General features: G+C 72.2%; 19 protein-coding genes. 11 read left to right on the top strand and 8 right to left on the bottom strand.

Annotation, left to right across the window (positions count from 1 at the left end; genetic code table 11):
* The first annotated feature begins 138 nt into the window (after positions 1-138).
* The 3 genes from BN39_RS04250 (at position 139) to clpB (ending at position 4,632) form a co-directional block, all read left to right on the top strand.
* Positions 139-1,149 (top strand): SGNH/GDSL hydrolase family protein, encoded by a 1,011-nt coding sequence (locus tag BN39_RS04250; RefSeq protein ID WP_020693896.1) that lies wholly within the window; start codon positions 139-141, stop codon positions 1,147-1,149.
* Between the two features lie 86 nt (positions 1,150-1,235).
* Complete coding sequence (locus tag BN39_RS04245; protein WP_019201117.1) at positions 1,236-1,889, top strand: SGNH/GDSL hydrolase family protein; 654 nt, start codon at positions 1,236-1,238, stop codon at positions 1,887-1,889.
* A 190-nt stretch (positions 1,890-2,079) separates the two neighbouring features.
* The gene (gene clpB / locus BN39_RS04240; RefSeq protein WP_019201116.1) at positions 2,080-4,632 is read left to right on the top strand and encodes an ATP-dependent chaperone ClpB; all 2,553 of its coding nucleotides are present in this window, start codon (positions 2,080-2,082) and stop codon (positions 4,630-4,632) included.
* Between the two features lie 64 nt (positions 4,633-4,696).
* Here clpB and BN39_RS04235 read toward each other — a convergent pair whose 3' ends face one another.
* Positions 4,697-6,169, bottom strand: a complete 1,473-nt coding sequence (locus BN39_RS04235) for an FAD-dependent oxidoreductase (RefSeq protein WP_019201115.1) — start codon at positions 6,167-6,169, stop codon at positions 4,697-4,699.
* 65 nt (positions 6,170-6,234) lie between these two features.
* Here BN39_RS04235 and BN39_RS04230 point away from each other — a divergent pair, with 65 nt between their 5' ends.
* On the top strand, positions 6,235-7,272 hold the full coding sequence (locus BN39_RS04230) for an alpha/beta fold hydrolase (RefSeq protein WP_019201114.1): 1,038 nt from the start codon (positions 6,235-6,237) through the stop codon (positions 7,270-7,272).
* 19 nt (positions 7,273-7,291) lie between these two features.
* Complete coding sequence (locus BN39_RS04225) at positions 7,292-7,669, top strand: PPOX class F420-dependent oxidoreductase (RefSeq protein ID WP_019201113.1); 378 nt, start codon at positions 7,292-7,294, stop codon at positions 7,667-7,669.
* A gap of 8 nt (positions 7,670-7,677) precedes the next feature.
* Here BN39_RS04225 and BN39_RS04220 read toward each other — a convergent pair whose 3' ends face one another.
* Together BN39_RS04220 and BN39_RS04215 are read right to left on the bottom strand one after the other, a co-directional pair.
* On the bottom strand, positions 7,678-7,947 hold the full coding sequence (locus BN39_RS04220) for a hypothetical protein (RefSeq protein ID WP_019201112.1): 270 nt from the start codon (positions 7,945-7,947) through the stop codon (positions 7,678-7,680).
* The gene (locus tag BN39_RS04215) at positions 7,944-8,243 is read right to left on the bottom strand and encodes a DUF202 domain-containing protein (RefSeq protein WP_019201111.1); all 300 of its coding nucleotides are present in this window, start codon (positions 8,241-8,243) and stop codon (positions 7,944-7,946) included. The genes BN39_RS04220 and BN39_RS04215 overlap by 4 nt, the downstream gene beginning before the upstream one ends.
* A gap of 198 nt (positions 8,244-8,441) precedes the next feature.
* Between BN39_RS04215 and BN39_RS04210 the strand changes: the two genes are divergently transcribed.
* From BN39_RS04210 to BN39_RS04190, 5 genes are all read left to right on the top strand, one after another.
* Entirely contained in the window at positions 8,442-8,888 is a 447-nt protein-coding gene (locus BN39_RS04210) for a hypothetical protein (RefSeq protein WP_019201110.1), read from the top strand.
* A 32-nt stretch (positions 8,889-8,920) separates the two neighbouring features.
* Entirely contained in the window at positions 8,921-9,613 is a 693-nt protein-coding gene (locus tag BN39_RS04205; RefSeq protein WP_148281410.1) for a hypothetical protein, read from the top strand.
* A complete protein-coding gene (gene pyrE, locus BN39_RS04200; protein WP_019201108.1) occupies positions 9,610-10,161 on the top strand; it encodes an orotate phosphoribosyltransferase in 552 nt (183 codons plus the stop codon). Before BN39_RS04205 ends, pyrE begins: the two co-directional genes overlap by 4 nt.
* Positions 10,158-10,841 (top strand): TrmH family RNA methyltransferase, encoded by a 684-nt coding sequence (locus BN39_RS04195; protein WP_019201107.1) that lies wholly within the window; start codon positions 10,158-10,160, stop codon positions 10,839-10,841. The genes pyrE and BN39_RS04195 overlap by 4 nt, the downstream gene beginning before the upstream one ends.
* A 142-nt stretch (positions 10,842-10,983) precedes the next feature.
* Entirely contained in the window at positions 10,984-12,102 is a 1,119-nt protein-coding gene (locus tag BN39_RS04190) for a glycoside hydrolase family 76 protein (RefSeq protein WP_019201106.1), read from the top strand.
* Between the two features lie 31 nt (positions 12,103-12,133).
* On the opposite strand, the gene BN39_RS04185 is transcribed toward BN39_RS04190, so the two are convergent.
* Positions 12,134-12,571 carry a MarR family winged helix-turn-helix transcriptional regulator gene (locus tag BN39_RS04185; protein WP_040765847.1) on the bottom strand — a complete coding sequence of 146 codons (438 nt, stop codon included), beginning with the start codon at positions 12,569-12,571 and terminating at the stop codon, positions 12,134-12,136.
* A gap of 59 nt (positions 12,572-12,630) precedes the next feature.
* Between BN39_RS04185 and BN39_RS04180 the strand changes: the two genes are divergently transcribed.
* Positions 12,631-13,005: a VOC family protein gene (locus BN39_RS04180; protein ID WP_019201104.1), complete on the top strand. Its 375-nt coding sequence runs from the start codon at positions 12,631-12,633 to the stop codon at positions 13,003-13,005.
* Between the two features lie 81 nt (positions 13,006-13,086).
* On the opposite strand, the gene BN39_RS04175 is transcribed toward BN39_RS04180, so the two are convergent.
* The 4 genes from BN39_RS04175 to BN39_RS04160 are packed head-to-tail and all read right to left on the bottom strand — an operon-like array spanning position 13,087 to position 17,998.
* The gene (locus tag BN39_RS04175; RefSeq protein ID WP_019201103.1) at positions 13,087-14,733 is read right to left on the bottom strand and encodes an ABC-F family ATP-binding cassette domain-containing protein; all 1,647 of its coding nucleotides are present in this window, start codon (positions 14,731-14,733) and stop codon (positions 13,087-13,089) included.
* A 10-nt stretch (positions 14,734-14,743) separates the two neighbouring features.
* The gene (locus BN39_RS04170; protein ID WP_040765845.1) at positions 14,744-15,379 is read right to left on the bottom strand and encodes a DedA family protein; all 636 of its coding nucleotides are present in this window, start codon (positions 15,377-15,379) and stop codon (positions 14,744-14,746) included.
* A gap of 9 nt (positions 15,380-15,388) precedes the next feature.
* On the bottom strand, positions 15,389-16,108 hold the full coding sequence (locus BN39_RS04165) for a DedA family protein (protein ID WP_019201101.1): 720 nt from the start codon (positions 16,106-16,108) through the stop codon (positions 15,389-15,391).
* An 18-nt stretch (positions 16,109-16,126) separates the two neighbouring features.
* Entirely contained in the window at positions 16,127-17,998 is a 1,872-nt protein-coding gene (locus BN39_RS04160; RefSeq protein WP_019201100.1) for a Na+/H+ antiporter, read from the bottom strand.
* Positions 17,999-18,045: the final 47 nt, after the last annotated feature.

Here is an 18,045-nt window from a genome sequence, read left to right as displayed (position 1 = left end):
AGAATGGGTGTCCCGCGCTGCGGATCACGGCGGGCATCGAGTAGCGTTCACCGCGTGAACGGCCCGCGGCGAGCCGCGGGCATGGACCGGCGCGTGCAGCGCGCCGGCAAGCATGCTCGAAGAGAGGGTTCTGCCGTCATGGTCGCACTGCGTCGCTGCCACCTGCGTCGTCTCGGGTACGGAGTCGCGCTCGGCGCCGGGATCGCCCTGGCCCCGTTCGCCGTCTCCGCCGCATCGGCTGATCCCGGACAGGAACCGCCGGCGCCCGCCGCGGCGCACCCCCGCGCGCACCAGCCCCTCCAGCAGACCGTCGTGCCGCGGGACGCCGCCGCGCAGCGTCAGGTGCGCGTTCGCACCGTCGTGCCGCAGCGCCCCGTTCCCGCGCCGGCTCCCCGGCGCGCCACGACTCCCGCTGCGTCCGCGGTGCCCGCGGCGTCGCAGGCACAGCTCTCGCAGACACAGCGCGTCCCGCAGGTCCAGCGCGTCCCGCAGGTGCAGCGTGCGGTGCCGAAGCAGCGGATTACCGTTCCCGCGCAGCGCTCCACCGCCGTTGCGCAGGCGGAACGGGTCCAGGTGCAGGCGAAGGCGGCCAAGGCCGGCGCCGCGCCCCGCGCCGAGTCCGTCGCCGAGCGGCGCTCGGTCGTGGTGATCGGCGCGTCCGTCTCCGCGGGGGAGCAGGTCTCCTCCTCGATGGCCTACCCGCGCAGGCTCGGCGGCGAGACCGGCCGCCCGGTGTACGTGAGCGCGAAGAAGGGCGCCGGCTACGGCGACGGCTCGATCGCGCGCCTCGCCGCGCAGGCCGACATCCCGTCCCGCAACCCGGCGCTCGTCGTGCTGCAGGCCGGATCGAACGACGTGGGCGCCCCCACCGCCAAGGTCGCGAGCCAGGTGCGACAGGTCGTCCGGTCCGTGCGCAGCCAGGCCCCGGGCGCGAAGATCGCCCTGGTCACGGTGTTCCCGTCGGTGCACAGCGGCCCCGCCGCCGAGCGCACCGACGCGGCGATCATCGGCGCGGCACGGTCCGTGGACCCCTCGATCGCCGTGATCTCGCCGCTCGCCGAGGGCTGGGACTACCGCTCCACGGACGACGGCCACCCCGCCTCGGCCGCACACAAGCGGATCGCCGACCGCGTCGCGTCCCTGGCCTGAGCGGCGGAATGACGGCGCGCGCACCGCGCGTCGCGCACCGTCGGGCGCGTTCGATCGCTTAGATTCCTCCTCGAGGAGGAATCGCCATGACCGCATCGCGTGATCGTCGTGCCCCGCTTCGTGTCCGGACCGGGGTCGCCCTGGCCGCCGTGCTCGCCGCGGCCCCGCTCGTCCCCGCGGCCTCCTCGGCCGAGCCGGGCCTGCAGGCCGCCGACGCGCGTCCGGTGGTCGTGATCGGCGCCTCCATCTCGACGGGGCGCGCGGTGTCGGGGTACGTCGCCTATCCGCGGATGATCAGCGCGATCGCCGGGCGCTCGGTGTACCTCAGCGCGCGGGGCGGTGCGGGCTACCACGACGGTTCCATCGCGGGCCTCACGCAGGCCGCGGACCTGGCGGAGCGGAACCCCGCGCTGGTGGTGGTGCAGGCGGGCTCGAACGACGTGGGCGCGCCGTCGGCCACCGTCGCCGCGAAGGTCCAGCAGGTGGTGACGACGGTGCGCCGGCAGGCCCCGGGCGCCAAGGTCGCGCTCATCACGGTGTTCCCGTCGGTCAAGGGCAGCGGCCCGGACGCCCGAGCCACCGAGTCCACCATCGTGGGCGCCGCGCGGTCGGTGGATTCGACGGTGTCGGTCATCTCGCCCCTCAGCGAGGGCTGGGTCTACCAGTCCAGCAGCGACGGCCACCCCGACTCGCTGACCCACCAGAAGCTCGCGGAGCGCGTCGCCGCCCTCGCCTCCTGAACCGCCGCACCGCGCACGTCGGCCCTCACTTCAGGACCGCGGCGCTGGTGTGGTGCGCGTCACGGCCCCATCGACAGTTGAGCGGAACAGACTCAACCCGGCGTGCGTTGAACTCGACATAAGCGCATACTTGAGCGTTGAGGGCTCAGGTGCGCTCCAGACGTTCGAGACGACCAGGAGGCTAGTTCAGTTGGATTCGTTCAACCCCACCACCAAGACGCAGGCCGCGCTGACGTCGGCTCTGCAGGCGGCGTCCTCGGCGGGTAACCCGGAGATCTCTCCGGCGCACCTGCTCGTGGCGCTGCTCGACCAGACCGACGGGATCGCCGCGCCGCTGCTCAAGGCGGTGGGCGTGGACCCCGTCATCGTGCGCAACCGCGCGCAGGACCTCGTCGACCGCAAGCCCAGTGCCAGCGGCTCGACCACCACCCCGCAGCTGAGCCGCGAGTCCATCGCGTCCGTCAGCGCGGCGCAGAAGCTGGCCACCGAGATGGGCGACCAGTACGTCTCCACCGAGCACGTGCTCTACGGGCTCGCGGAGGCCGGCGGCGACGCCGCGCAGGTGCTCGCGAACGCGGGCGCCACCCCGCAGGAGATCCGTGAGGCGTTCACGGCCGTGCGCGGTAGCGCGAAGGTCACCTCGCAGGACCCCGAGGGCCAGTACCAGGCTCTGGAGAAGTACTCGACCGATCTCACCGCACGGGCTCGCGAGGGCAAGCTGGACCCGGTCATCGGGCGCGACAACGAGATCCGCCGCGTGGTCCAGGTGCTCAGCCGCCGCACCAAGAACAACCCCGTGCTGATCGGCGAGCCCGGAGTCGGCAAGACCGCCATCGTCGAGGGGCTCGCGCAGCGCGTGGTCACGGGCGACGTGCCCGAGTCCCTGCGCGGCAAGACGGTGATCTCGCTGGACCTCGGCGCGATGGTCGCGGGCGCGAAGTACCGCGGCGAGTTCGAGGAGCGGCTCAAGGCCGTGCTCGACGAGATCAAGAACTCGGCCGGGCAGATCATCACCTTCATCGACGAGCTGCACACCATCGTCGGCGCCGGCGCGACCGGCGAGTCGGCGATGGACGCGGGCAACATGATCAAGCCGATGCTGGCCCGCGGCGAGCTGCGGCTGGTGGGCGCCACGACGCTCGACGAGTACCGCCAGTACATCGAGAAGGACGCCGCGCTCGAGCGCCGCTTCCAACAGGTGCTGGTGGGCGAGCCGAGCGTGGAGGACACGATCGGCATCCTGCGCGGGCTCAAGGAGCGGTACGAGGTGCACCACGGCGTGCGCATCACCGATTCCGCGCTGGTCTCCGCCGCGTCGCTGTCGGACCGCTACATCACGTCGCGCTTCCTGCCGGACAAGGCGATCGACCTCGTCGACGAGGCCGCGTCCCGCCTGCGGATGGAGATCGACTCCCGCCCGGAGGAGATCGACGCGGCGGAGCGGATCGTGCGCCGCCTCGAGATCGAGGAGATGGCCCTGTCCAAGGAGTCCGACGAGGCCTCCAAGGAGCGGCTGGAGAAGCTGCGCGGCGAGCTCGCCGACCACAAGGAGAAGCTGGCGCAGCTGAATTCGCGCTGGCAGAACGAGAAGGGCGCCATCGATTCGGTGCGCACCCTCAAGGAGCAGCTGGAGAACCTCAAGGGCGAGTCGGAGCGCGCCGAGCGCGACGGCGATCTCGGCCGCGCCGCGGAGCTGCGCTACGGCCAGATCCCCGCGCTGGAGAAGGAACTCGACGAGGCCGTCGCCCGGTCCGGTGCCGCCTCCGACGGCGACGTGATGCTCAAGGAGGAGGTCGGCCCGGACGACGTGGCCGACGTGGTCTCCGCCTGGACCGGCATCCCCGCCGGGCGCATGCTCGAGGGCGAGACCGCCAAGTTGCTGCGCATGGAGTCCGAGATCGGCAAGCGCGTGATCGGCCAGGAGGCCGCCGTCGAGGCCGTGTCGGACGCCGTCCGCCGCACCCGCGCGGGTGTCTCCGACCCGAATCGGCCCACCGGCTCGTTCCTGTTCCTCGGGCCCACCGGCGTGGGCAAGACGGAGCTGGCGAAGGGGCTCGCGGAGTTCCTGTTCGACGACGAGCACGCGATGGTGCGGATCGACATGTCCGAGTACGGCGAGAAGCATTCCGTCGCACGGCTCGTCGGCGCGCCCCCCGGGTACGTCGGATACGACGCCGGCGGCCAGCTCACCGAGGCCGTACGGCGCCGCCCCTACACGGTGGTGCTGTTCGACGAGGTCGAGAAGGCGCACCCGGACGTGTTCGACGTGCTGCTGCAGGTGCTCGACGAGGGCCGCCTCACCGACGGCCAGGGCCGGACCGTGGACTTCCGCAACACGATCCTGATCCTCACCAGCAACCTCGGCGCCGGCGGCGACAAGGACCAGGTGATGGCCGCCGTGCGCGCGAAGTTCAAGCCGGAGTTCATCAACCGGCTCGACGACGTGCTGATCTTCGACTCGCTGAGCTCCGATCAGCTGACCGGGATCGTGGACATCCAGCTGGACCAGCTGCGCAAGCGGCTCTCGCAGCGCAGGCTCGACCTGCAGGTGTCCGACGGTGCCAAGGCCTGGCTCGCCGAGCGCGGCTTCGACCCGCTCTACGGCGCCCGGCCGCTGCGCCGCCTGGTGCAGCAGGCCATCGGCGACCAGCTCGCCAAGTCGCTGCTCGCGGGCGATGTCCGCGACGGCGACGGCGTCGAGGTCGACGTCAGCGAGGACGGCGACCGGCTGATCATCAGCTGACCCACCCGCGGGAGGCGGGCGCGACCACTCGGTCGCGCCCGCCTCTGCGCGTGTCGCGGGGTCGCTATTCGGCGGGTGGCGCCGTCAGCAGTCCGGCGTGGAAGTCGGCGACCAGGGCGTCGACGGTGCCGCGGGCGTCGTACCGGTTCGTGCCGATCACCCCCGTCGGGCCGCGTTTGCACCACCCCGCCGCGTACACGCCGGGGAGGGCGGCACCGTCGGGCCCGAGGACCCGCCCGTCGGCGTTCGGTATGGTGCCGGCGGCCTCGTCGTAGGGCACGCCCGGCACCGACGTGCCGCGCAGCCCGATCGACGGCAGCACCAGGCCGCAGTCCAGGCTCGTCGGCGCGCCGTGGTCGTCGAAGGCGACCGACAGCGCACCGTCGGAGGCGGTGATGGCGGTGGGCGTCGTGCCGAACCGGAGTACCACCCTGCGGTCGTCCGGAGCGGCGTCCGGGGCCGGAAGGGTCTGCAGCAGAGCCAGTTTCTGCTCGCGGTAGAACCGGGCCTGCGGGTCGGCGGGTTCGTCGGCGGCCTCCTCGAGGTCGCCCGGTAGGGCGACGACCGGCACGGTCCTGGCCAGTCCCACCAGCTCCGGGGTCGTGAACGCGGCGTGCCCCGGGCCCCGCCGGGCCAGGATCACGACCTCCCGCACCTGCGAATCCCGCAGCGCGGCCAGGGCGTCCTCGGTCATATCGGTGCCGGCGAACACCTCGGGGTCGGCGGTGAGGACCCGGGCGACGTCGAGCGCGACGTTGCCGTTGCCCAGCACCACGACCCGCTCGTGGGACAGGTCCACGGAGAGCCCGGCGAAATCGGGGTGGCCGTTGTACCAGGCCACGAAGTCCGCGGCGGCCGTGACGCCCGCCAGGTCGGCCCCCGGAAGCCCCAGATCCCGGCCGTGCAGCGAGCCCACCGCGTACACCACCGCGTGATGCGTGCGGGACAACTCGGCAGCCGACACGTCCTCGCCGATCCGCACGCCCAGGTGCGTGGTCACGCCCGAATGCGTGCGCGACTGCGCGAACTGCTCCTGCACCTTCTTCGTGTCGGCGTGGTCGGGCGCCACGCCGAAGCGCACGAGTCCGCCGGTCTCGGGGAGCCGCTCGTAGACGTCGATCGTGGCGCGGACGTCGATGCGGTGCTGCAGTTCGCTCACCACGTAGTGCCCCGCGGCCCCGGCGCCCACGACGGCGACGCGCAGCGTTTCGGCGTCGGACGCGGGCCGCTTGCGGCGCGCCCGCGGGTCGGCGAACGGATGATCGCGGTCCGCGGACGAGCCCACCGCCTCGTAGTAGTCCGCGTTCATCGTCTCGAACGGGGCCATCTCCGCGGTCAGCTCGTAGTCCGTGGTGATCGCGGAGACGGGGCACGCGTCGATGCAGGCGCCGCAGTCGATGCACACGTCCGGATCGATGTAGAGCATCTCCGCGGTGGCGTACTCCGGCTCGTCCGGCGTGGGGTGGATGCAGTCGACCGGGCACTCGGGGACGCACGACGCGTCGTTGCAGCAGTTCTGGACGATCACGTGGGGCATGCCTTCGATACTGGGCCGTGGGCCGCGCGCGGGCAAGGGATCGCGGTACGTGTCAGGCTGAGACCATGACGATCACGCCGCACACGCTGCGCACGGAACGGCACACCACCGCCTACCTCGCCGCCGGTCCCGAGGACGGCCCGCTCCTGGTGTTCTGCCACGGCTGGCCGGAGCTGTCGCACAGCTGGCGGCACCAGCTGACCGCGCTCGGCGCGCTCGGATTCCGTTGCGTGGCACCGGACATGCGCGGCTACGGGAACTCCACGGTGTACGCGGACAAGGCCGCCTATCGTCGCGAGGAGGCCGTGCGGGACATGCTGGAGCTGCTCGCCGGGCTCGGCCGCGGATCGGCGGTGTGGATCGGCCACGACTGGGGTTCGCCCGTCGTGTGGAACATCGCCACCCACCACCCCGAGGTGGTCGACGCCGTCGCCTCCCTCAACGTTCCCCACTTCCCGTCGAGCGGTCCGAGCACCGTCGAGCTGATCGACCGCGATGTCTACCCGGCGGACGAGTTCCCGTACGGCCAGTGGGACTACCAGGTGCACTACCTCAAGGCGTTCGACGAGGTCACCGCCTATTTCGAGAGCGATGTGGCCGGGCTGATCGCGGCGCTGTTCCGCAGCGGCGCACCGTCGCACCTCGACGGGCCCGCGCCGACCGCCCTGATCTCCCGCAACGGCGGCTGGTTCGGCGGTGGCCCGGTTCCCACGATGGCGCCCGACCCGGCCGTGCTCACCGCGGAGGACCACGCGATCTACACGGCCGCGTTCCAGCGGAACGGGATGGCGGGGCCGAACTCCTGGTACGTCAACGGGGTCGCCGACGCGGAGTACGCGGATCGCGAACTGGACGGGGGACGGATCGGCGTGCCTGCGCTGTTCCTGCACGGCCGGTACGACGCGACCCTGGAGACCGTGCGCTCGCGCCTCGCCGAGCCGATGCGTGCGGCGTGCGCGGACCTCACCGAGGTCGTGGTGGAATCCGGGCACTGGATGGCGGAGGAGCGGCCGGCCGATGTCAACGCGGCGCTGGTGCGCTGGCTCGCGACCCGCGTGCCGGACCGCTGGCCGGGGCCCGCGGAGGCCCGCGCGGCGGGCTGAGCGCGCCTACGCTGGGGACATGACTGCAGCCACCGTCGGCGACGTCGCCGACGCCAAGTACGTGCTCCTGACCACCTACCGCAAGGACGGCACCCCCGTCGCCTCCCCGCTGTGGGCCGTCCGCGACGGCGACGACCTCGTGATGTGGACCGTGGGCGACTCCTGGAAGGTGAAGCGGCTCAAGCGGAACCCGTCGGTCCTGGTGCAGGCGTGCGACGCCCGCGGCAGGACGGTGAAGGGCCCGGAAGTGGCCGGCGTCGCCGAGGTGTCTGACGGGGCCGAGGCCGCCGCGCTGATCGGCCGGAAGTACGGGCTCATCGGCAGGCTCACGGTGTTCGGGTCGAAGGTCCGACGGGGCGCCGGCGCCACCGTCGGCGTCCGGGTGCGCGCGGCCTGATCCCGGCCTCAGGGCAGGGCGAGGCCCGCGAGGGCCAGCACCGCGACGCAGCCCGCCAGGGCCGCCGCGCCCGCCGGCCCGGTACGGGCGCGCCCGAGTCGCAGCGCCAGGACCGTGCCGACCGCCGCGACGGGGACCGCCACCCCGGCCAGGACCGGGTGGTGGGGCAGCAGGGCCCGGCCCACGAGTGCGGCCGTCAGTACCAGGGCGACGACGGTGCGCACCCGGGCCAGGCGCGTGCGCTCGCCCGCGAGCGACGGGCCCTGCGGCGCGGTCACGTGAGGGCGATCGCCAGGGCCAACACGATCCCGGCGGCCACGATCACCGCGGAGAGCGCCACCGTCGCGGGCGAACCGCGCAGCTCGCGCCGGGTGCGCAGCGCCCCCTCGACGGCCAGCCAGCGGCGGAACGCGTACCCGGCGAGACCGGCCGCGACCAGCAGTAGCGTCACCACGAGCGGCGTCCGCACGGCTTCGGGCACGACGTGCGGCGCGAACGCCTCCAGCCCGACGGCGGCGGCGACGAGCCCGAGGGCGGTGCGGATCCAGGCGAGGAAGGTGCGTTCATTCGCCAAAGTGAACCGCGCATCCGGCGCTTCGCCATCGGTAAGCGCGCGCGGCGGCCAGAGACGTCCCACGGCCGCAACGCTAGTCGGGGTCATAGAGATTCGCCCGCTTCGCTCACAGGTGCATCTCAGACACGGCGCCTAGGTTCGCCGAGGATGCCCGTGTGAGGGGGCACCATGGAACGAGAGACGAGGAGGTGCGTCGGCGTGGACGAACACGTGCGCTCCCGCAGCCCCTGGCTCGTCACGATCCTGTGCCTGCTCGGGATCGGCGTCGTGGGCGCGGGGCTGGCCTACAGCATCCACATCTCGTCCGAGCTGGGGGATTCGCGCCGCACCTCGCCGGTCGGCAAATCGGCCGGGGTTCCGGTGAACGACCAGCGCACGGGCGTGCCCATCACGCCGGGGCGCGAGGTGATCGGCGCCATCACCACGGTGGACAGGGGCGCGATCACCGTGCGTTCCGCGCCCGACGGCGGCACCGTCGTCCTGCGGACCGGGCCGGCCACGCAGGTGACCACGACGCACGGCAGCACACTGTCCGATCTCGAGGTCGGCGACGTGGTGATCATCCAGGTGAGCGCCGACGGCGGATCGGCCCAGGCGATCTACGCGGGGCAGATATCGATCGCCGGAACACCGTCAGGCGGGTGAAAGTGCCGATCGACCGGCTAGTGTAGGTGGCGATGTCGTACGTAGTGTTCATAGTCCTCGCAGTGGTGTTCGCGGCGCTGGCCGCCGCGCTCATCGTCTACGAGCGCAACCACGCGCCCAACGTCCAAGCCGAGCGCGCCGAGTGGGCGAAGAGCCGCGAGTTCGTTTACAAGCCCGCGGACCCGTCGCTGCGCGAGGAGTTCCACCGCGGCGGGATGGCGATCCCGGGCGATCCGGCGGTGGTCGACGTGGCGCACGGCACCTACTTCGGTGCCAGCGCCTACATCTTCGACCTGCAGGACACGGTCACGATCGCGGCGGTGCAGCGCGGCGCCTCCTCGGGGGCGCTGCTCGACCTGCGCAACGAGCACGCGGACCCGCCGATCGAGCCCGGCATGGAGCCGTTGGGCGCACTCGGCCGCCGCGTCCTCTACACCAACAACGCCGAGGTGGCCCGCCGCGTCGCGGACCGCCGCATGATCACGTTCGCCGAGCAGGTGCCCGCCTACATCGAGACCCTCTGGAACGAGGGCACTTGGACGCTGGCCGCGATGCCCAGCACCGACGACCCCGAGGACCTCGACGAGTCGCTTGAGGCCGTCCGCCGCTTCGGCGACCTGCTGCGCGTGCTCCCGCCGGAGGGCCACGCGCGCGTCATCACGTCGGGCGGCCCCCGCGATCCGGGCCAGCCGCTGCCCAGCCGCAGCCAGGAGACCCGACGGTGACGCTCCCCGCCCTCGACGCGGCCGCCAAGGTCCGCCTCGCGGAGCTGGTGCGCGAGCTCGCCGTCGTCCACGGCAGGGTGACCCTCTCCAGCGGCCGGGAGGCCGACTACTACGTGGACCTGCGCCGCGCGACGCTGCACCACGAGGCATCGCCGCTCATCGGCCGGCTGCTGCGGGAGCTCACCGCGGACTGGGACTACGCCGCCGTCGGCGGCCTGACCCTGGGCGCCGACCCCGTCGCCACGTCGGTCATGCACGCGGCCGGGCGGCCGATCGACGCGTTCGTCGTCCGCAAGGCCGCGAAGGCGCACGGCATGCAGCGCCAGGTGGAGGGACCCAGCGTGGTGGGCGCGCGCGTCCTCGTGGTCGAGGACACCACCACCACCGGCAACTCGCCCCTCACCGCCGTCCGCGCCCTGCGCGAGATCGGCGCCGAGGTGGTGGGCGTCGCCACCGTCGTGGACCGCGCCACCGGCGCGGCCGACGTCATCGCCGCCGAGGGCCTCGAGTACCGCTCGGTGCTCGGCCTCGCCGACCTGGGGCTGTGACCGGCCCCGAATCCGAACCCGGCCCCACCGAGTGGGTCACGGGCCTACCGGGGCCGCACTCCGTGGGCGTCGGTCCCTGGTCCGAGGAGCGCGACGGTCCGCCGCCGCCGGACCCCCGGTACGACCCCGAACTGCTGGAGCACGGCGACCGCCGCAACGTGGTCGACCAGTACCGGTACTGGACCCGGGAGGCGATCGTCGCCGACCTCGACGCCCGCCGGCATCCGTTCGAGGTGGCGATCGAGAACCTGGGGCACGACGCCAACATCGGCACGGTGGTGCGCACCGCCAACGCCTTCGGCGCCCGTGCGGTGCACATCGTGGGCCGGCGACGCTGGAATCGGCGGGGCGCCATGGTCACCGACCGCTACCAGCACCTCGAACACCACCCGGACACCGACGCCCTCGCAGCCTGGTGCGCGGAGCGCGGGCTCCCCATCGTCGCCGTCGACAACCTGGCGGGATCGGTGCCGCTGGAGCGCGCCTCGCTGCCTCGGCGGTGCCTGCTGCTGTTCGGCCAGGAGGGCCCGGGCGTCTCCGGCGGCGCCCGCGGCATCGCGGATTCGACGGTGTCCATCGCCCAGTTCGGCTCCACCCGCTCCATCAACGTGGGCGTCGCCGCCGGTATCGCCATGCACGCGTGGATCCGCGAGCACGCGGACCTCGACGCGGCGTGGTGAGCGCGGCCGCGTCGCGAAAATGACTCCACCGGGGCACTCGCGGCCACTATGGTCGCGGCCCGCCTCCTGAGCGCATTTTCGCGACGGAATCACGGCCGAACCCGGGGCGCGGAACCCGGCTCCGCGTGGTGAGATGGAGGGTATGACGACGGTCGACTGGAACCAGCGCGCGGCACAGGCGCAGGCCGCGGTCGAGGCGCGCCACATCCGCTCGGTCTGGGGGATCCCCACCACCGGCCTCGGCCTCCCCGCGTACCCGCCGACCCGCCGGGACCGGCTGCTGTTCAGCTGGAACTACTGGTGGCAGGCGCATCTGCTGGACACCGCGGTCGACGCCTACCTGCGGGACGGCTCGCCGCAGAACCGGCGCCTCGTGTTCCGCCTGGCCCGCGGGCACCGCGTGCGGAACCTGCTGCGCGTCACCAACTCCTACTACGACGATATGGCGTGGATGGGGCTGGCGCTCGAGCGCGCGCAGCGGCACGCGGGCGTCGACGCGGGCCGCAGGCTGCGGGTGCTCACCGGGCGCTTCCTCGACGCCTGGGTACCCGAGGCCGGCGGCGGGATCCCGTGGCGCACCACCGGTCTGTTCCTCAACGCACCGGCGAACGGGCCGGCGGGGATCTTCCTCGCGCGGATGGGTGAGTTCGACCGCGCGGAGGAGACCGCGGACTGGCTCCACCGCAGGCTGCTCGATCCGCAGAACGGCCTCATCGACGACGGCATCGACGGCGACCCGGCGAACCCCGAGGCGGGGAAGCGGCACCCGGAGAAGTACACGTACAACCAGGGCGTGACCATCGGCCTGGACACGGAACTGTCCCAGGATGATTCGCCGCGGCATGCGCAGCGGGTGGGCCGCCTGATCGCCGCGGTCGATCAGCACATGACCGAGCGGCACGTGGTGGCCGGCGGCACCGGCGGCGACGGTGGCCTGTTCAACGGGATCCTCGTGCGCTACCTCGCGCTCGCGGCCGCGCAGCTGCGCGGCGGGCCCGGTACGGACGACGTGCGCCGGTCCGCGGAGGACATCGTGGTCGCCTCCGCCGAGGCCGCGTGGCGGGGCAGCCGCGAGATCGACGGGCACGTGTTGTTCAGCGCGGACTGGACCCGCGACGCGCAGATCCCGGTCTCCGGCGGCGCGGCGGCCTACTTCACCGGCGGCACAGTGCGTTCCAGCGAGATACCGGAGCGCGACCTCTCGGTGCAGATCAGCGGCTGGATGACGATGGAGGCCGCCGCCGCCCTCGCCCGCCGCTGACGGTCGGTCGTGGCTGAGCGCGCCTGCGGCCTCAGGTCTCGCGGAGCGATCGGATCACCAGCTCGAGTCCCGTGAGCAGTTGACGCTGCTGGTCGGCGGTGAGTTTCTCGGCGGCCGTGGCCTCCATGGCGTCGACCGCCGCGGCGGCGTCGCGCAGGAGGGCGGTGCCTTCGGGGGTGAGTGCGGTGGGCAATTCCCTGCCGGAGGTGGCAGTCTCGGCGCGCACGACGAGGCCGCGGCGCTGCAGGGCCTGCAGCATGGTGTTCATCGACTGGCGCGTCACGAACGCCTCCCGTGCGAGCTGTGCGTTCGACGCCTCGGGGGAGCGGCCGATCAGTTCCAGTGCCGCGTACTGCGCGGCGGACAGTCCGTAGGGCCGGAGCTCCTCCTCCATGCGGATCCGGACCGCCACTTGGGCCTCCTTGATCCGGTACCCGATCCGAGCGTGGTGATCCGCCTCTTGCGTCATGTCAGTATTCTGACATACGCTCAGATATGTCAGAAAGCTGACATGAGAGGAGTTCGATCATGAGCACAGTCACCGGTCCCGATTTCCTCGCGCTCCAGGTGCGCGACCTCGACCGTTCCGCAGAGTTCTACGAGACGGCGCTGGGGCTGCAGCGGGCGCCCCAGTCGCCGCCCGGCGCCGTCGTGTTCGCCACGCTGCCCATCCCCTTCGCCGTGCGCGAGCCGCTCCCCGGCGTGGATCTCGCCGCGGCATCGCCGCGCCCCGGGATCGGAGTGGCACTATGGATGAACTGCGAGGACGCGCAGCCACTGCACGACCATCTGGTTGCGGCGGGCGTACCGATCGCCGCGCCACCCGCCCCCGGCCCGTTCGGGACGGCGTTCACGTTCCTCGATCCCGACGGCTACGCGATCACCGTGCATGACGGAGCGTGACCGGCGCGCGTGCGGGCCGCGCCGCAACCGGACCCGCTCCTCGCGCAGAGATCGTCGAGCGGTATCCGGGGCGGGCGGCGGTCAGTCCTCGCTGAGTGCGCCGGCCGCCATGCGCCACCGGCGGGTGGCGCGCACGGTGTCGAGCATCCGGCGGTCGTGGGTCACGAGGATCACCGTGCCGTCGAAGGATTCGACGGCCTGCTCCAGCTGCTCGATGGCCGGCAGGTCCAGGTGGTTGGTGGGCTCGTCGAGCACCAGGAGGTTCACCCCGCGGGCCTGCAGCAACGCGAGGGCCGCGCGGGTGCGCTCGCCCGGCGAGAGCGAGGAGGCGGGCCGCAGCACGTGATGCCCGCGCAGCCCGAACTTCGCGAGCAGCGTGCGGACGTCGGCGGGCGGGGTGTCCGGCACCTCCGCGCAGAACGCGTCCAGGAGCGCACCGTCGCCGAGGAATCGTCCACGCGCCTGGTCGATCTCGCCGATCGCGACGCCGGAACCGAGTGTCGCGGTTCCGGCCGACGGCGCGCGCCGTCCCAGCAACAGCGACAGCAGCGTCGACTTGCCGGCCCCGTTGGGGCCCGTCAGGAGGATCCGGTCGCCGTACTCGACCGACACGGACACGGGCCCGACGGTGAACCCCGGGTGGGCCACCGTCGCGCCGGACAGCGTCGCCACCACGCTGCCGCTGCGCGGCGCCGCGGCGATCGACATCCGGAGCTCCCATTCCTTGCGCGGCTCCTCGACCACCTCCAGCCGCTCGATCGCCCGCTCCGTCTGCCGCGCCTTCGACGCCTGCTTCTCCGTGGACTCGAGCCGCGCCTTCCGGCCCGCCTTGTCGGGATCGGCGCCGGACTTCATCTTGCGGCGCGCGTTGCGCACGCCGTGCTCCATCCAGTTCCGCTGCATCTGCGCACGGTCCTGGAGGTCGGAGAGCCTGCCCGCGTACTGCTCGTACTCCTCGCGTGCGTGCCGCCGGGCCACGTCCCGCTCCACCAGGTACGCCTCGTAACCGCCGCCGTACACGCCGATCTGCTGCTGCGCGAGGTCGAGCTCCACCACCGTGGTCACGGTGCGCGCCAGAAACTCCCGGTCGTGCGAGACCACCACGATCGCCGTCGCCGCCTCGGCCACGAACCGCTCCAGCAGCTCCAGGCCGGCCAGATCGAGGTCGTTCGTCGGCTCGTCGAGCAGCAGCACGTCGTACCGGGAGGCGAGCACCGCGGCGAGCCCGGCGCGGGCCGCCTGCCCGCCGGAGAGCCCCGTCATCGCCGCGCCCGCGTCGGGGAGCCCCACCTCGTCCAGGATCGCCGCGAGCCGCTGTTCCAGGTCGGCGCCGCCCAGCGCGAGCCACCGGTCCAGGGCGGGCGTGTACCGATCGTCCGACGGGTCGGTCGCGAGTGCCTCCGCCGCGGCGTCCATCGCCGCCTCGGCCTCGGCGACGCCGGTGCGCCGCGCCACGAACCCCGCCACGGTCTCGCCGGGCAGGCGCTCGGGTTCCTGCGCCAGGTACCCGACGGTGGCGTCGGCTGGGGCGAGGTCGACGGTGCCGGTCACGTCGGGCCCGCCGTCCGCACCGACGCCGGCGAGGAGCTTGAGCAGGGTGGACTTGCCCGCGCCGTTCGCGCCGACCAGCCCCACCACGTCGCCCGGCGAGATCACCAGGTCGAGCCCGGAGAACAGGGGGCGGTCGGCGTAGGCGACGGCGAGGCCGCGGGTCTGCAGGACGGTCATCCGGGCGCCGTCAGTCGTCGAGGTCGACGGTCACGTCGGGCCGGGCCATCTCGCGCCGGTACCCGACGATCCCGAGGATCGTGCCGGCCACGAGGAACACGATCATGCCCTTGAGCGCCCACTCCAGGATCCACTTGTAGTCCTCGAGCGCGGACGAGCCGTAGTACCCGACGAGCAGCAGGAACGGCGCCCAGATCAGCGAGCCCAGCACCGAGGCGACGGTGAAGCTGCGCTTGTTCATCCCCGCCGCGCCCGCGACCAGCGGGCACAGGGTGCGGACCCACGGGATCCAGCGGGCGATCAGCACGGAGAAGAAGCCGTGCCTGTCCATCAGCTCCTTGACCCGGTGCAGGTTGTGCGCGTTGAGGTACCGGCCGTCCTTCTTGGCGAGCACGTGGTCGCCCATCTTGTAGCCGATGGCGTAGCCCACGCTGTTGCCGGCGATGGCGGCGAGGAACGCCGCGAGGGCGAGTCCCCAGACGGAGTAGGAGCTGTGGCCGGTGGTGGCCATGGCGAGGCCCGCGGTCAGGAGGAGCGAGTCACCGGGGAGGAACAGTCCGATGATGAACGCGCACTCGCAGAAGACGAATCCGGCGACGACGAGCCAGATCATCACGGGCCCTGCGCTCTGGACGAATTCGAGCACAGGCAGAGCTTAAGCGCTGGCGGAGGAGTCAGCGCGCCGATCGGCGAGGTACTTCTTCACGACGCCCCACACGATGGGCAGCACCGACACCAGCACGATGGCGATGAAGATCTTGTCGATGTTGTCGCGGACCCAGTCGATCTTGCCGAGCCACACTCCCAGCAGCAGGATGCCGTCGCCCCAGATGACGGCGCCGATCGCGTTCCAGATGACGAACTTGGCGTAGTGCATCTTCGCGGCGCCGGCGGCGATCGGGGCGAAGGTGCGCACGAAGGGGACGAAGCGGGCGAGGATCAGCGTGGCGGGGCCGTACTTCTCGAAGAACTCGTGCGATTCGTCGAGGTACTTGGTCTTGAGGAAGCGGGCGTCGGGAGAGAAGAACTTCTCGCCGCCGAACCGGCCGATGAAGTAGCCCACCTGCGAGCCGAGGATCGCGGCGATCGGCACGCCGATCAGCAGCACCGGCAGCGACATGGCCGAACCCGTGTAGGTGGCCTCGCCGACGGCGGCGCCCGTCCCGGCGGCGGTGAGCAGGCCCGCGACGAACAGCAGCGAATCGCCGGGGAGTACGGGGAACAGCACACCCGACTCGATGAACACGACCAGCAGCAGACCCACCAGGGCGATCGGGCCGAACGCGTTCAGCACCGCGACGGGGTCGGTGATGTCGGACGGCGAGAAGGCCTGCATGGTGGTCGAGGCGGCCAGAGTCAGGTCGTTGTAGTGCACCCGACCAGAGTACCGGCTCTATTTGAGCAGTTCGTCGATGTAACACCAGCGCCAGGCCTCGCCGTGCTCGAAGCTCCGGATCACCGGGTGGCTGGTCGCCTCGAAGTGGGCGGTCGCGTGCTTGCCGTCGGAGGAATCGCAGCAGCCGACGTGTCCGCAGGTCAGGCACATCCGCAGCCGTACCGGGTTCTCCCCCGATTCCAGGCACTCCAGGCAGGTCTCGCTGAGCGGTACGGGGTCGGCGAACGAATCCGCCACACGGAGATGGTCACACTCGTCTCCCGACCACGGCACGGTGAGCAGTTCGGCCACCGCGACGCGTTCGCTGCGGCTCGCCGAGACGGTGAGCATGGCCTCCTCCACGTCGAGCGACGAGAGCACCTGCTCCAGCACCTCGTGGTCGCCCTGCCCGCTGTCGCGGAGCCTGAGCACCTCCTCGCGCTCCGCCGCGATCATCTGCAGCCGCACCTCGCGGACCTGTGCGGCGGGCGTGTCCCGCGAATCCGGTCCGAGTCGCTCCCAGAACGAACGCTCGCGGCTGACCGCCCGCTCCCGGACCCCGTCGAGCAGCGGCTGCGGCACGGTGTTCTCCGGGCTGGCCTCGATCTCGTCGAGCCGCTCCAGGCCGGCCGTGATGGCGGACCGCATGACCACGGCCTGCTGCAGGGCGTCGGTGCGCGCGTTGGGCCCGCGCACGTGCAACGCCTTGGCGAGTGCGGGCAGCGTCGACCCCTGGATCAGCAGGCTGCCGGCCACCACGAACATCGCCGCGAACACGAGCACCTCGCGGTCCGGGAAGTCCGTCGGGAGGATGAACGCGGCCGCCAGCGTGACGACGCCGCGCATGCCCGCCCAGGACAGCACCGTCGTTTCGCCGGCGCTGAGGCGCTCGTTCTCCGCGTCCACCCGGATCGAGAGGAGGGCCGACGGTGCGCACCACACCATCCGCGCCAGGATCACGGTCGCCATCACGGCGGCGCAGGTGACGAGGATCGTGGGCCAGCCGATGGGCGACGCGGCCGCGCCCTCGAAGATCGTCCGCATCTGTAGGCCGATGAGCAGGAAGACCGCGTTCTCCAGGAGGAACTGGACGGTGTTCCAGTTGATCCGCGCGGACATGCGGCCGACCGCCGTCTGGTCGGTGGGCGCACGGTAGGCCACGATGAGTCCGGTCACGACGACGGCGACGACGCCCGAGCCGTGGATGTGCTCGGCCGGGAGGTACGCGGCCCACGGGCTGATCAGGGTGATGCCGGTGGTGAGCGTCGGGTCGGTCACGCGGCGCAGCACGAACCGCAGCAGCACGGCGACGATCACGCCCACCGCCACGCCACCCACGGCGCTGAGCGCGAACGACCCGGCCACCTGCCAGAACCCGACGGTGCCGGCGACCGCGGCGATCGCCGTCCGCAGCAGCACGATGGACGTCGCGTCGTTGAACAGCGATTCGCCCTCGAGCAGCGTCGTGACGTTCCGGGGCAGGCCGATCCTGCGGCCGACGGCGGTCGCGGCCACGGCGTCGGGTGGGCCCACGATGGCGCCGAGCGCGAGCCCGGCGGCGAACGGGATGTCGAGCAGCCACGAGGTGACGACGCCGACGGTGGCCGCGGTGAACAGCACCAGCCCCACCGACAGCATGCCGATGGGCCGGAGGTTCGCCTTGAAGTCCACCAGCGAGGCCTTGCTCGCCGCCGCGTACAGCAGCGGAGGCAGGAGTCCGAGCAGCACCACGTCGGGGTGCAGCGGCACCGCGGGCATGGCCGGGACGAACGAGGCGCCGATGCCGACGACCGTCAGGACGAGGGGCGCGGCGAGGCCGAACCGATCGCACAGGGCGCTGACCACCAGGACGGTGGCAACCAGGGCGACAAGCCCAACCGCGAGCTCCATGGCGATAGTCTGGCACTGGCAACGCAGACACGCTCAGGAGGCTCATA

It is taken from the genome of Tsukamurella sp. 1534 (assembly GCF_000312385.1).
Taxonomy (GTDB): domain Bacteria; phylum Actinomycetota; class Actinomycetes; order Mycobacteriales; family Mycobacteriaceae; genus Tsukamurella.
This window is presented reverse-complemented; position numbering and strand designations above follow the sequence as displayed.

What these genes read in the sequence shown, in the direction of transcription:
- BN39_RS04185 (WP_040765847.1), bottom strand. Translation starts at nt 12,571, where the DNA reads ATGACGCAAGAGGCGGATCACCACGCTCGGATCGGGTACCGGATCAAG.
- BN39_RS04205 (WP_148281410.1), top strand. Translation starts at nt 8,921, where the DNA reads ATGTCGTACGTAGTGTTCATAGTCCTCGCAGTGGTGTTCGCGGCGCTG.
- BN39_RS04160 (WP_019201100.1), bottom strand. Translation starts at nt 17,998, where the DNA reads ATGGAGCTCGCGGTTGGGCTTGTCGCCCTGGTTGCCACCGTCCTGGTG.
- BN39_RS04230 (WP_019201114.1), top strand. Translation starts at nt 6,235, where the DNA reads ATGACGATCACGCCGCACACGCTGCGCACGGAACGGCACACCACCGCC.
- BN39_RS04235 (WP_019201115.1), bottom strand. Translation starts at nt 6,169, where the DNA reads ATGCCCCACGTGATCGTCCAGAACTGCTGCAACGACGCGTCGTGCGTC.
- BN39_RS04245 (WP_019201117.1), top strand. Translation starts at nt 1,236, where the DNA reads ATGACCGCATCGCGTGATCGTCGTGCCCCGCTTCGTGTCCGGACCGGG.
- BN39_RS04250 (WP_020693896.1), top strand. Translation starts at nt 139, where the DNA reads ATGGTCGCACTGCGTCGCTGCCACCTGCGTCGTCTCGGGTACGGAGTC.
- BN39_RS04175 (WP_019201103.1), bottom strand. Translation starts at nt 14,733, where the DNA reads ATGACCGTCCTGCAGACCCGCGGCCTCGCCGTCGCCTACGCCGACCGC.
- BN39_RS04190 (WP_019201106.1), top strand. Translation starts at nt 10,984, where the DNA reads ATGACGACGGTCGACTGGAACCAGCGCGCGGCACAGGCGCAGGCCGCG.
- BN39_RS04180 (WP_019201104.1), top strand. Translation starts at nt 12,631, where the DNA reads ATGAGCACAGTCACCGGTCCCGATTTCCTCGCGCTCCAGGTGCGCGAC.
- BN39_RS04225 (WP_019201113.1), top strand. Translation starts at nt 7,292, where the DNA reads ATGACTGCAGCCACCGTCGGCGACGTCGCCGACGCCAAGTACGTGCTC.